Annotated in this window: 13 protein-coding genes and 1 pseudogene; 7 read left to right on the top strand and 7 right to left on the bottom strand. The window is 72.5% G+C overall.

Going from position 1 to position 11944, the window contains the following annotated elements; all coding sequences use genetic code 11:
- Positions 1–127 precede the first annotated feature (127 nt).
- Together ACIQUT_RS09080 and ACIQUT_RS09085 are read left to right on the top strand one after the other, a co-directional pair.
- Positions 128–304: a hypothetical protein gene (locus ACIQUT_RS09080; protein WP_403561005.1), complete on the top strand. Its 177-nt coding sequence runs from the start codon at positions 128–130 to the stop codon at positions 302–304.
- Between the two features lie 7 nt (positions 305–311).
- Positions 312–578 (top strand): DNA-3-methyladenine glycosylase I, encoded by a 267-nt coding sequence (locus ACIQUT_RS09085; RefSeq protein WP_403561655.1) that lies wholly within the window; start codon positions 312–314, stop codon positions 576–578.
- Positions 579–634: 56 nt separating this feature from the next.
- Here the strand turns inward: ACIQUT_RS09085 and ACIQUT_RS09090 are convergent, their stop codons facing one another.
- Positions 635–1435: an MBL fold metallo-hydrolase gene (locus tag ACIQUT_RS09090; protein WP_403561007.1), complete on the bottom strand. Its 801-nt coding sequence runs from the start codon at positions 1433–1435 to the stop codon at positions 635–637.
- 68 nt (positions 1436–1503) lie between these two features.
- Positions 1504–2481 (bottom strand): GlxA family transcriptional regulator, encoded by a 978-nt coding sequence (locus tag ACIQUT_RS09095; RefSeq protein ID WP_403561009.1) that lies wholly within the window; start codon positions 2479–2481, stop codon positions 1504–1506.
- A gap of 805 nt (positions 2482–3286) precedes the next feature.
- Here ACIQUT_RS09095 and ACIQUT_RS09100 point away from each other — a divergent pair.
- Positions 3287–3913: pseudogene (locus ACIQUT_RS09100) on the top strand (IS5 family transposase); the annotation flags it as partial.
- A gap of 130 nt (positions 3914–4043) precedes the next feature.
- Positions 4044–4343 carry a hypothetical protein gene (locus ACIQUT_RS09105; protein WP_403561011.1) on the top strand — a complete coding sequence of 100 codons (300 nt, stop codon included), beginning with the start codon at positions 4044–4046 and terminating at the stop codon, positions 4341–4343.
- Positions 4344–4503: 160 nt separating this feature from the next.
- Here ACIQUT_RS09105 and ACIQUT_RS09110 read toward each other — a convergent pair whose 3' ends face one another.
- Both ACIQUT_RS09110 and ACIQUT_RS09115 read right to left on the bottom strand, forming a co-directional pair.
- Positions 4504–6027: an aldehyde dehydrogenase family protein gene (locus ACIQUT_RS09110; protein WP_403561013.1), complete on the bottom strand. Its 1524-nt coding sequence runs from the start codon at positions 6025–6027 to the stop codon at positions 4504–4506.
- 54 nt (positions 6028–6081) lie between these two features.
- Positions 6082–7410, bottom strand: a complete 1329-nt coding sequence (locus ACIQUT_RS09115; protein WP_403561015.1) for a GAF domain-containing protein — start codon at positions 7408–7410, stop codon at positions 6082–6084.
- A 295-nt stretch (positions 7411–7705) separates the two neighbouring features.
- Between ACIQUT_RS09115 and ACIQUT_RS09120 the strand changes: the two genes are divergently transcribed.
- Positions 7706–7888, top strand: a complete 183-nt coding sequence (locus ACIQUT_RS09120) for a hypothetical protein (protein WP_403561017.1) — start codon at positions 7706–7708, stop codon at positions 7886–7888.
- Between the two features lie 52 nt (positions 7889–7940).
- On the opposite strand, the gene ACIQUT_RS09125 is transcribed toward ACIQUT_RS09120, so the two are convergent.
- The gene (locus tag ACIQUT_RS09125; RefSeq protein ID WP_403561657.1) at positions 7941–8396 is read right to left on the bottom strand and encodes an SAM-dependent methyltransferase; all 456 of its coding nucleotides are present in this window, start codon (positions 8394–8396) and stop codon (positions 7941–7943) included.
- Between the two features lie 104 nt (positions 8397–8500).
- Positions 8501–9289: a hypothetical protein gene (locus tag ACIQUT_RS09130; RefSeq protein ID WP_403561019.1), complete on the bottom strand. Its 789-nt coding sequence runs from the start codon at positions 9287–9289 to the stop codon at positions 8501–8503.
- A gap of 136 nt (positions 9290–9425) precedes the next feature.
- Here ACIQUT_RS09130 and ACIQUT_RS09135 point away from each other — a divergent pair, with 136 nt between their 5' ends.
- Positions 9426–10340 (top strand): oxygenase MpaB family protein, encoded by a 915-nt coding sequence (locus ACIQUT_RS09135; RefSeq protein WP_403561021.1) that lies wholly within the window; start codon positions 9426–9428, stop codon positions 10338–10340.
- Here ACIQUT_RS09135 and ACIQUT_RS09140 read toward each other — a convergent pair whose 3' ends face one another.
- Positions 10341–10958, bottom strand: a complete 618-nt coding sequence (locus ACIQUT_RS09140) for a methyltransferase domain-containing protein (protein ID WP_403561023.1) — start codon at positions 10956–10958, stop codon at positions 10341–10343.
- 160 nt (positions 10959–11118) lie between these two features.
- Here ACIQUT_RS09140 and ACIQUT_RS09145 point away from each other — a divergent pair, with 160 nt between their 5' ends.
- Entirely contained in the window at positions 11119–11904 is a 786-nt protein-coding gene (locus ACIQUT_RS09145) for an MHYT domain-containing protein (protein ID WP_403561025.1), read from the top strand.
- Positions 11905–11944: the final 40 nt, after the last annotated feature.

The raw sequence follows: 11944 nt of genomic DNA on the forward strand, positions 1-11944 counted from the left end.
CCGGCCCCGGCCCCGGCCCCGGCCCCGGCCCCGGCCCCGGCCCCGGCCCCGGCCCCGGCCCCGGCCCCGGCCCCGGCCCCGGCCCCGGCCCCGGCCCCGGCTCCCGCCCGGGCACGGGGCCGGGCGCATGTCCGGAGACCGCCACGGCCTCTGCGGCGTGGGCCGCGGACGCTGCGGCCGGGGTCTGGGCGGCAGTGGACGCGAGCGCGCGAGCCTGCTCCGGGCATGGCTCCGGGCCCAGTTCGAGGAGCTCGGCTTCGCCGTCGAGGCCGGCGATCTCGCGATGCACGTCCTGGCGGCCTGAACCATGACTGGAGAACTTCCGTAGGGCGTTCGCCGGCTTCGACTTCCACCTGGTCGCGGAGTTCACCGAGGCCGATGTGAACCAGCTTCTCCAAGGCCCGGGGATCATCCGTCACAGGGGCACGATCGAGGCAGTCGTCAACAACGCCTGCCGAGCCGTCGACCTGGCCCACCAGGACGGCCCGCTGGCCGCCTTCTTATGGCGCAGCAAACCCGCCCGGACGAGGTCGACCCGCCGCAGGCGGTCTCCGCCTCACCGGCCTCGGTCGCCCTGAAAGTCATTACCGGGGAGGCTCGCGGGGGCGAGGCGGTGCAGCCCGGTCGGGGGCGGTCAGGGCTTCGCCGAGCCCCAAGGGCGGGCTGTCCCTGGCGGTCGGGCTGTTTCGTCTGCCGTGCGGGCGCGGAGTCGTCCGGCTGCTTCGAGCCGGGATAGTCGCCGCTGTTCCCGCGAGGCCCAGCGCCGCACGCGGTCGGGCTCGAGGGGGGTGCCGTGGCCGACGTGGAGTCTGGTGGGGTTCAGGGCGAGCATCTTCCGCAGGCTGGCGAGGTTGAGGAGCGGGTCGTCGTGGAAGGGAGGGTTGGCCGGTCGGCCGCGGACGAGGCCGAAGAAGGAGTTGGCGATCAGGTCGCCGGCGACGAGGTCGCCCTGGTCGGTGAGGACGGAGATCGATCCGGCGGTGTGCCCCGGGGTGGGCACGATGCGTGCCGCGATCCCGAAGTCCTCCAGGTAGGTCTCGCCGGTCACGAGCACGTCGGGTTCGAACGGCTCGACCTGCATGTGCAGGGCTTTGTTCCTGGCCAGGATGCGGCCCATCGGACCGGTGGGCAGGTACGGTTCCCGGACCCGGCCGGTACGGAACGGACCGAGGTCCGCGATGTGCCCCGCTACCGGTGCCCCGGTGAGGCGGTGCAGTTCCGCGGCCGAGCCGAAGTGGTCGATGTGGCCGTGCGTGACGACGATCAGCGACACGTCGGCGGGGTCGACACCGTGGGCGGCGACCTGCTCGTGGATCCGTCGGCCGCTGCCGGGTGTGCCCGCGTCGACGATGACGGGCCGGCGGCCCAGCAGCAGGTACGCGTTGATGTTGTGCCGGCCCATGACGGGGATCGGGACGACCTTGGTTCGGGACATGTTCTCTCCTCGGGGCATGGCTGTCTTCCGCCGCGCGGCGGTACGCGGGCGGGCGGGCGGGGTCGGGCCTACCGGAAGCGGCGCCGGTATTCGGCGGGGGTGGTGCCCAGGCGGCGTCGGAAGGCGCGGTGCAGGCTCTCCACGGAACCGAGGCCGCTGAGGGCGGCGATCTCGGGCAGGCCGTGGCTGCTGTCCTGGAGTAGCCGGCGGGCCGCCTCCAGCCGGACGGACTCGACGTAGGCGGCCGGGGTGATGCCGGTGCGCCGTCGGAACAGCCGGGCGAAGTGGCGCACGCTCAGGTGCAGCCGCGCGGCCAGGGCTTCGGCGGACAGGTCCTCGGCGAGGTGTTCACCGATCCACACGCGCAGGTCGTCGATCCGGTCGCCGGGGTCGGCCGGAAGCGCGAGCGGGACGCTGAACTGGCTCTGACCGCCGGCGCGTTTGACGTACATCACCATCGTGCGGGCGGTGGCCCGCGCGAGTTCGGGTCCGTGGTCCTCGGCGACCATGGCCAGCGCCATGTCCATCCCCGAGGCGATGCCGGCACAGGTCCACAGACGGCCTTCCCGGATGAAGATCGGGTCCGGATCGACGGTGACACGCGGGTGGTCGGCGGCCAGCCGCGCGGCCGTCCGCCAGTGCGTGGTGGCGGACAGGCCGTCCAGCAGGCCGGCCGCGGCCAGCAGGTGCGCGCCCGAGCAGACGGAGCCCAGCCGGTGATGACCGGGTGCTGCTGTGCGCAGCCAGTCGATGATTCCGCCGTCGAGCACCGGCTCCACCCCGTGGTCGTCCACATGGACGGCACCCGATACGAGCAGGGTGTCCACGCTGGCGTGCACCTCGTCCAGCATCAGGTCGGCCATCAGCCGGATCCCGCTGGCGGTGGCCACCGGCTCACCCCCGGCGGTCGCGATGCGGACGGTATACCCGGGCCGGCCGGTGCCTGCGACCCGGGTGGCGATCGAGAACACTTCGGCCGGACCCGTGACGTTGAGCAGCTCGACGCCGGGGAAGGCGGCGATGACGACCCGGTGCGGTGGGAGCATGACCCGATCATGTCGCCCCGCTGCGAGGGCTGCAATGACCATGTTCTGTCAGATCCGGACACGCGGCGCGATCAGGACCAGGACCGGGCCCATCCGGTGGTGACGCATTCAGGCGCGCAGGAGCAGCCGGCCGCGGCCTTGGTCTCGCTGACGGTGCTGTCCGGGCCCGCGGCTTCCTCAGCCGAGGTGCAGCAGGCGTTGACCCCGCACAGGTGTCGGCAGCGGGGGCCGCCTCAGCCTCACCGGTGGGCTTGATGGCGCGGACGATGGCGGAGCGCATGCCGTCGGCGACGGCGTGCGTCGGGGCGATCTCGACGTTGGTGAACCCGGCGGCCTCTGAGGACTGACTGTCGGCCCGTGACCGGTCCGGCAGTGAGGCCTGAGGTGGAACGCGCGTGGCCCAGGGTATCGCCCTGATTGCGCCGAGTTTCTGAAGGGGTCTTGGCTTGGAGAGGTCAATTCTCATCCGGGACAACGGACTTCAGTTCTCTAGAAGAAGCCGAGCTTCTTGGGGGAGTAGCTGACCAGGAGGTCCTTCGTCTGCTGCTGGTACAGCGCCCACACCTGCGCTGAGCAGCGGAAACGATGGTCGGAACGGCTCTTTGGAGAGGTCTGGTCCGGAAATGGTCCGGATCTTGGTGCGCGTCGCCCCCTGGGCGGTGGGATCCGGGTGTGATGGGAGTTTGTGGGAGGGGCCGGGAATCGGATGGTGCCTGCTGGCAGGGAACACCCCCGCACATGCGGGGATGAACCCTGCACGCACGTCACGCTCCTGGACCGTAACGGCTGCTCCCCGCGCATGCGGGGGATCCAATGGGAGTACCTGCCGCAGGAGCTGGGCTTCGGTTCCGGGATGACCTGCTGGCGGCGTCTGGCCGCGTGGAACGAGGCTGGCGTGTGGGACCAGCTGCACCTGGTGCTGCTGAAGAAGCTGCGGATCGCCAAGAAGCTGGACTGGCCGCGGGCGGTGATCGACTCCTCCCACGTCAGGGCCGCTCGGCGCGGCCCCAAAGCGGCCCCAGCCCGGTCGACCGCGCACGCCCGGGCAGCAAGCGCCACCTGATCGTCGACGGCCAGGGCACTCCGCTGGCGGTGACGCTGACCAGCGGGAACCGTAACGACGTCACCCAGCTGATGCCTCTGCTGCGGAAGATCCCGCCGGTCAGCGGCCTGGTCGGCCGGCCCCGCAGACAGCCCGACACGCTTCTGGGCGACCGGGGTCAAGCCTGTGATCGCCCACCGCGGAGTCCCGCACGGCTCCGGCCTCGGCGTCCATCGTTGGGTCGTGGAACGGACCATCGCCTGGCTCCACGGCTTCCGTCGGCTCCGCATCAGATGGGAACGGCGCGACGACATCCACGAGGCCTTCCTCGGCCTCGCCACCTGCCTCATCACTCACCGCCACGTCCAACGCCTTTGTCAGGACCTCTAAGCGCCGTGCCGCGACGGCGACCCGACCTGTACCCATTCCGCCGCAGTTCGTTCGCGTCCTGCGTGCTCACATCGAGCGCTTCGGCGTCGCCCCGGATGGGCGGCTGTTCCAGAACCAGGCAGGCAACTATGTGGAGGCGGCGTACGGGACCACGTGGTCGAGGGCGCGGGAGTGCGTCCTGATCCGCACGGAGCTCGCGGCCGGTCTGGCGAAGCGGCCCTACGACCTCCGGCATGCCGGGATCTCGTTCTGGCTCCACTCGGGTGTCGACCCTGCTGAGTGTGCGCGGCGGGCCGGTCACAGCATCCATGTCCTGTTCAAGTACTACGCCAAGTTCCTGGACGGCGTGCAGGAGCAGGCCAACCGTCTCATCGAGCAGTCCATGGAGGAGTGGGACCGCGTCAGTCAGGGCGTCCCACCCACCCGGTGAGCTCGGTTTGGTCCGTGGCTGGTCCGGAACAGCCGGTCTGGAGTGGGAGACGGGCGGGAGGAACTGGGGGGAACAGGAAAAATCTATGTCCGCATCGAGCGGGTCGAGTCAACGGTGCCTGACGGGCAAAAGCCCAGGTCAGGCGCCGTTTTTTGTGCTCCTAGAAGAAGCCGAGCTTCTTCGGCGAGTACGAGACGAGGAGGTTCTTCGTCTGCTGGTAGTGCTCCAGCATCATTTTGTGGGTTTCGCGGCCGATGCCCGACTGCTTGTAGCCGCCGAAGGCGGCGTGGGCCGGGTAGGCGTGGTAGCAGTTCGTCCAGACGCGGCCCGCCTGGATCGCTCGGCCCGCCCGGTACGCCGTGTTGATGTCGCGGGTCCACACGCCCGCGCCCAGGCCGTACGCGGTGTCGTTCGCGATGCGGATGGCGTCCTCGAAGTCCTGGAAGGAGGTCACGGACACCACCGGGCCGAAGATCTCCTCCTGGAAGATCCGCATCCGGTTGTCGCCCTCGAAGATCGTCGGCTGGACGTAGTAGCCGCCGGCCAGGTCGCCGCCGTGGTCGATGCGCTCGCCGCCGGTCAGGATCTTCGCGCCCTCCCGCTGGCCTATCTCCACGTACGAAAGGATTTTCTGCAGCTGCTCCTTCGAGGCCTGTGCGCCGATCATCGTGTCCGTGTCCAGCGGGTGCCCCGGGACGATCAGCTCGGTGCGGGCGACGGCCGCGTCGAGGAAGTCCCCGTACCGGCCGCGCTCGATCAGTGCCCGGGAGGGGCTCGTGCACACCTCGCCCTGGTTGAGGGCGAACATCGCGAACCCTTCCAGGGCCTTGTCGCGCAGGTCGTCGTCGGCCGTCCAGATGTCGTCGAAGAAGATGTTCGGGCTCTTGCCGCCGAGTTCGAGGGTGACCGGCTTGAGGTGTTCCGCCGCGTACTGCATGATCAGCCGGCCGGTGGAGGTCTCCCCGGTGAACGCGATCTTCGCGACCCGCGGGCTGGACGCCAGCGGCTTGCCCGCCTCCTCGCCGAAGCCGTTGACAACGTTCACCACGCCCGGCGGCAGCAGGTCGGCCACCAGGCTCAGCCAGTAGTGCACCGAGGCCGGTGTCTGCTCGGCCGGCTTCAGCACCACCGTGTTGCCGGCCGCCAGGGCCGGGGCCAGCTTCCACACCGCCATCAGGAGGGGGAAGTTCCACGGAATGATCTGCCCGACGACGCCGAGGGGCTCGTGGAAGTGGTAGGCGACGGTGTCGTCGTCGAGCTGGCTGAGCGCGCCCTCCTGGGCGCGCAGGGCGCCCGCGAAATAGCGGAACTGGTCGATGGCGAGCGGCAGGTCGGCCGCAAGGGTCTCGCGGATCGGCTTGCCGTTCTCCCAGGTCTCCGCGACGGCGAGGGCCTCCAGGTGTTCTTCCGTCCGGTCGGCCATGCGCAGCAGGACGGCGGCCCGTTCGGCCGCCGGGGTGCGTCCCCAGGCGGGCGCGGCCGCGTGCGCCGCGTCGAGGGCGCGCTCCACGTCCTCAGCCGTGCCGCGCGCCACCTCGGTGAAGGTCTCGCCGGTGACGGGGGAGGGGTTGGCGAAGTACTGCCCGCGGACGGGTTCGACGTACTCGCCGCCGATGAAGTGGCCGTACCGGGACGCGTACGACATCAGCGCGCCCTCGGTGCCGGGTGCAGCGTAACGGGCCATGGTGTCCTCCCCTTGCCGGGCGCGGGCCGCCGTCGGCCGGCGCTCGGCAGGAGGCTAGGAGCGCGCAGGTTGCGGATACGTTGCACGGCGGCGGAGCGGCTGCACCCGTCCCGCGGCCGGTGGCGGTACGGCGCCGAGCTCGCTGTCCAGAGAACGTACGCGGGCCAGCGCCGCCGGGCGGTCCCGGGGAGGCAGGGCTGCGGCCAGGGCCCGCCACACGTCCGGGTCGTCCGCGCCCCACGGCGTGCAGACCCAGGCGGTCAGCAGCCCCGTGTCCGCCCGGGCGATCACGGCGGCCCGGGCCTGGTCCTCGATGCGGCGGCGCAGTCGCACGATGCCGGGCGCGGTGGAGGCGGGGAGGAGGGGGCCGGCGTAGTGCCGGAGGGCCGCCGAGACGGCGCCGGCGGCGAGGCGGCGGGTGACGGTGGTGAAGTCGGCCTGCAGCGGCGCGGCCGTGCGGTAGGGGCGGGAGAGCGGGGCGCGGCAGCCCAGCAGACCGCGCAGCCGTGACATTTCGGCGCGTAAGGTCACGGGTGATACGGATTCGTCCTCGTAGAGCTCGATCGCCAGCTCCTCGCCGGTCAGCCCGTCGGGGTGGTGCGCGAGCAGGGCCATGATCTCGCTGTGCCGCCGTCCCAGGCGGGTCCGCACCCCGTCGGCACCGGTCAGCAGGGCCTCGTCCCGGCCGAGGGCCCCGAGGGCGTCCCCGGCGGCCGCGGGCAAGGGGTCCAGCAGGGCCAGCTGGGCCTCGGCCGCCCGGGCCACCGCCTGCACGAACGCGAGCGAGCGGGGGTGGGCCAGGCCGTCGCCGCCGGTGATGTCCACCGCGCCCAGGACCCGGCCGGTACGGGGATCGCGCACAGGGGCCGCGGCGCACGTCCAGGCATGGACCCGCCGGCTGAAGTGCTCGGCCCCGAGGACCTGGACCGGCCTGCCGACCGCGACCGCCGTGCCCGGTGCGTTGGTGCCCATCGCCGTCTCGGCCCACCGCGCGCCCGGGACGAAGCCGAGGCGCTCGGCGCGGCGCATCGTGGCCGGTTCGCCCTCCACCCACAGCAGGCTGCCGCGCGCGTCGCAGACCGCCAGCAGGTGCGACCCGTGTGCCGCGAACGCCCCGACCAGGTCCCGGAAGAGCGGCATGACCCGGGCCAGCGGGTGCTGTGCCCGGTACGGCCGCAGCTCTGCCTCCGCCAGCTCCACCTCGGGCTGGCAGTCCGGGCTGACGCGCGCCCGGGCGCACCGCAGCCAGGACCTCGCGATCACCGCCCGGACCGGGCCCTCGACACGGCCGTGCCGGGTGAACGCGGAGTGCGTCCTGCGCAGTACCCGCCTGTGCTCGGCGGGGTCGGCTCCGGCCGGCAGTGCCGGCGGCGGCTCGTCCATGTCACCCTCCCGCAGGTTCCGGAGCTCCCGCAGCGCCGGAAGCGCCCCATCGTCGCCGCGGTGCGGGGCCCCGGCAAGGGCGCCCCCGGCCACTCCGCGCCGAAACGCCGCCACTCGGTGCGCGCAGGTCGCGGAGGCGGGACGGAACCGCCGGGCCGGGCGGGGTGGCCCGGGTCGGGTCGGGCCGGGGTGGGGTGGGGTGGGCCGGGGTGGTCTCGTCGGGAACGCACCGGTGCCATGGCGCGTTGAGCGAGGTGACGGGATAGTGACCCATGACGGGTGGAGGTGTCCGCAGATGTCCAAGCGCGCAGGTGTCGCAGTTGCCGGAGTCGTGGCAGCCATCGTGGTGTGGAGCCTGGTCGGGTTCTGGGCCGGGCTGCTGGTCCTGATCGGTGTTCCGGCGGCGGTCTATCTGCTGCTGGACCCCTCCCAGCGCCGCCGCGTGCGGGGCATATCCAGGAAGCAGCTCGGCCGCTGAGCCCGCCGGGAGGCGTGTCGGCCGGGCCCGCCTGCCGGGCGGGCCCGGGCGGTCAGTAGTAGTCCCGCATCAGCTCGGTGGCCCAGTCCGGCTGGCCGACTTCACCGCGGGGACCGAACTCGGCCATGTACGGCTTGAGGTCCAGGACGGGCGTGCCGTCCACCGCGTCGAGGCCCTCCACGTGCACGTCCAGGCCGTCCACCCGCACCACCCGGCACCGGGAGACGCCCAGCCGGTTCGGCCGGTTCTTGCCGCGCTGCGCGAAAATGCCGACCAGCGGCCAGTCCGGGTTGCCCCGGGGCCGACGGGCGCCGGTCTCGATTTTCTCCTCCGGCACCCGGTCGAAGTGGTACACGACCTCGACGTGCGAGAAGGACTCCAGCCCGTACAGCGCCTCCGGGCCGAACCGGCCGGAGTCCAGGCGGATCACCGCCCTCTCCCGGCCCCAGTCGTCGTCGGCCACCTCCGCGCGGCCGCCCACCACCACGCCCACCGGCTCGGACACCACCACGCCGTCCCCCTCGTTCTCGGTCGTTCTTGCTCGTTCTCGGTCGGTCAATCGGCCGGTCAATCGGCCGGTTGGTCTGCCGGCCGGGTGTCCGGGTCGGGTGGTCAGGACGGGCGTACGGCGATACCGTCCAGCGCGGCCAGCAGCTGCGGCAGCTCCGGCAGGCCCCGTTCCCCGTCGCGGGGCACCGGAAGGACCTGGCTCGGCTCGTCGTCCAGCAGGACGAAGGCCGCGCCGTCGGTGCGGGCCACCAGCGACCAGCCGGGCCCGTCCACCCTGAGCGTCCGCGTGCCCTCGCCGGCGAAGGAGGACCGCACCCGCCCGGGCGGCGGCGCCTGCCGCGTGTACTCCAGCGCCTCCCGCAGGGCCCGCGCGAGCCCGGGGTGGGCGGCGGCCGCCGCACCGCCGTCCTCCGCGACCTGCTCCCGCCAGTCGGCCCACTCCCGGGCGATCTGGTCGGCCCCCATCCTCCGCTGCACCGGCCCCCAGGCGTCGGCCGACGGCGGGGCCAGCGGTACCCGTCCGGTACCGTCCGCGCCCTGCTCCGGGTCGTGCGGGTCCGGGATTCCGGGCGCGGCCACCGCCAGGTCCAGCGGCCAGCCCGCCAGCGAGACCACGATCGTCCGCTCGTCGGGGGACAGGTCGTACTCCATCCCGCAGTCCCAGGAAGCGATGGCGGCGGCCACGAGCGAGACGTCGTCCACGACGACCGTCCAGCGCGCGCCGTCCTCGTCCTGCCCGAGCACCAGCCCGTACCCCTCCGCGGCCGGGGGCACCCCCAGCAGCGCACACGCCTCGGGGAAATCGTCGCCCAGCACGCTCGGGAACTGGGCGGGGGTCAGCAGCACGGCGGTCAGCACGTAGAGCGAACCGCCGCCTTCCTCATCGGACACATGGCCTCCCGGTCCCTCGCTCGTCGGCGCACCCTAACCAGCGGGTAACCCCCGCGTCGAGAGCCCGCGGGCGGCGATTTCGAAGCCCGTTACCTGCACGTAGAGTTGACCACCCGCCACAGAAAGGGACACCCCGGTGCAGCGTTACGACCGGCTGAGGGAGATCCTCGGTCTGGACCCGGACAGGGATTTCCTCACCATCTACCGGCTCACCGCCACGTACGAGTTCCCCTGGGACTTCACCCGCGCCCTGGAGCTCGCGCTCTTCCGGACGTACGCCGTCCCGAGCATCGGCCGGCTCCTGGCCGAGACCGCCGAATTCACCGACCGCCCGCAGAAGCGCTACGACGACACCGCGCTGCTCCTCGACGCGGTCGTGGAGCACGGCTTCGAGAGCGAGACCGCGCGCACGGCGATCCGCCGCATCAACCAGATGCACCACAGCTACGACATCTCGAACGAGGACATGCGGTACGTCCTGTGCACGTTCGTGGTGATTCCGGTGCGCTGGATGGACGACTACGGCTGGCGCCCGATGACCCACCACGAGCGCCGCGCCTCCGCGAACTACTACGCCACGCTCGGCCGCCACATGGGCATCAAGGACATCCCGGGCTCCTACGAGGAGTTCGAGGAGACCCTGAACGCCTACGAGAAGGCGCATTTCGGATGGGACGAGGGCGGCCGCAAGGTCGCCGACTCCACCCTGGACCTGTTGGCGTCCTGGTACCCGGCCCCGCTGGCCCCCGCCCTGCGCGGGGCCAGCCTCGCCCTGCTGGACCAGCCGCTGCTCGACGCCTTCCGGTACGAGCGCCCCCGCCCGCAGGTCCAGCGGCTGGTCCGCGGAGTCCTGAAGCTGCGCGGCCGCGCCGTCCGGCTGCTGCCGCCGCGCAAGGCCCCGCACTACGCCCGCCAGAACCCGGAGATCAAGGGCTACCGCAACGGCTACGACGTGGGCGAGCTCGGCACCTTCCCGGTCCCCGGCCTGGGCGGATGCCCCGTCCCGCACCCGCGCCGGCCGGCCGGGGCCGAGGCGCAGCCCCCGGCCTGATCAGCCGCGGCGCACCGCGAGGGCCAGGAAGCGGGCGTCCTCGTCGGCGTACGAGACCAGCTCCCAGCCCGAACCGGCCAGCAGCGGGCCGAGGTTGTGTTCGGCCCGCAGGTCGTCCGGGGTCAGCGCGCGGCCGTGGCGGGCCGCCAGGGCTGCTCGCCCGATCGGGTGAAACAGCGCGAGCCCGCCCCCGGGGTGGACGACGCGGGCCAGCTCGCTCAGGTTCGCCGCCGGGTCCGGGAGGTGCGCGACGAGCCCGGAGGCGAACACCGCGTCGAGCGCCGCGTCGCGCAGCGGCAGCCGGGCCACGTCCGCGAGCAGGAGGGCGCCCTCGGCGTCCCGCCCGGCCCGCTGCGCGGCGGCCAGCATCTGCGGGGTGACGTCCGCGCCGAGTACGGTGCCGGACGGTCCGACGGCGGCCCGCAGCGCGGCCAGCGCCCGCCCGGTCCCGCAGCCCGCGTCGAGGACGCGGTCCCCGGGCCGCAGCCCGAAGTCGGCCACGGCCCGGGCGAAGGCGGGCGCGTCCTCGGGGAACTTCGCGTCCCAGCCGTCCGCGCGCGTCCCGAAGAACTCCTGCACGTGGGCGACGTCTGTGTGTGTCGAGCGGTCATCCGTCATGGGCACATGGTCCCCCATGGCCCCGCGCGTGCGGTCTGTGGGCAAGGTGGCACGAACCGTGATCGTAGATGAACGTAGCTCTGTCATATTCCAGCAGTTCCAGCGGCTTTCGAAATGCGTCCCTTGTTCGCCCCCTCACCCGGACTAGCGTCCGGGGGCCATGGGACACCTCGACCATGCGGCGTACGGCTGGCTGACGCCCGTACTGTCATATGTGACGGCATCCATCGGTGCCGCCCTCGGGCTGCGGTGCACCGTCCGCGCACTCGCCACCACCGGCTCCTCGCGCCGCAACTGGCTCCTCACCGCGGCCTCGGCCATCGGCACCGGCATCTGGACCATGCACTTCGTCGCGATGCTCGGATTCCACATCACCGGAACCGAGATCCACTACCACGTGCCGCTGACCGTTCTCAGTCTCGTCGTCGCCATTGCCGTCGTCGGATGCGGGCTCTTCGCCGTCGGCTACGGCAAGCGGCGCAGGCGGTCCCTGCTCCTCGGCGGCCTGACCACCGGGCTCGGCGTCGCCGGCATGCACTACCTGGGCATGGCCGCCCTGCGGCTGCACGGCAGCATCTCGTACGACCCGGCCGCCGTCGCACTGTCGGTCGCGGTCGCCGTCGTCGCCGCCACGGCCGCCCTGTGGGCCGCGCTCACCATCGAGTCGCCCGCGGCCGTCGCCATCGCCTCGCTCGTCATGGGTGCCGCCGTCAGCAGCATGCACTACACCGGGATGATGGCCGTCGCCGTCCGCGTCACCCCCTCGGAGCAGGCGCTGTCGGGCGCCACCACCATGCAGTTCGTCTTCCCGCTCGCCGTCGGGCTCGGCTCGTACCTCTTCCTCACCTCGGCGTTCGTCGCGCTCTCGCCCACCACCCGTGAGCGGACCGCTTCCGGGGCCGCCGGGGACGCCGCCGGGACCGTCTCCGCCGCGACCGCCCGCTGATCCTCCCTCCCCTCCCCCCCCGCACGCCTGCACGCCCGCA

Origin of the sequence: Streptomyces sp. NPDC090445, assembly GCF_044769385.1 — a bacterium.
Taxonomy (GTDB): Bacteria; Actinomycetota; Actinomycetes; order Streptomycetales; family Streptomycetaceae; genus Streptomyces.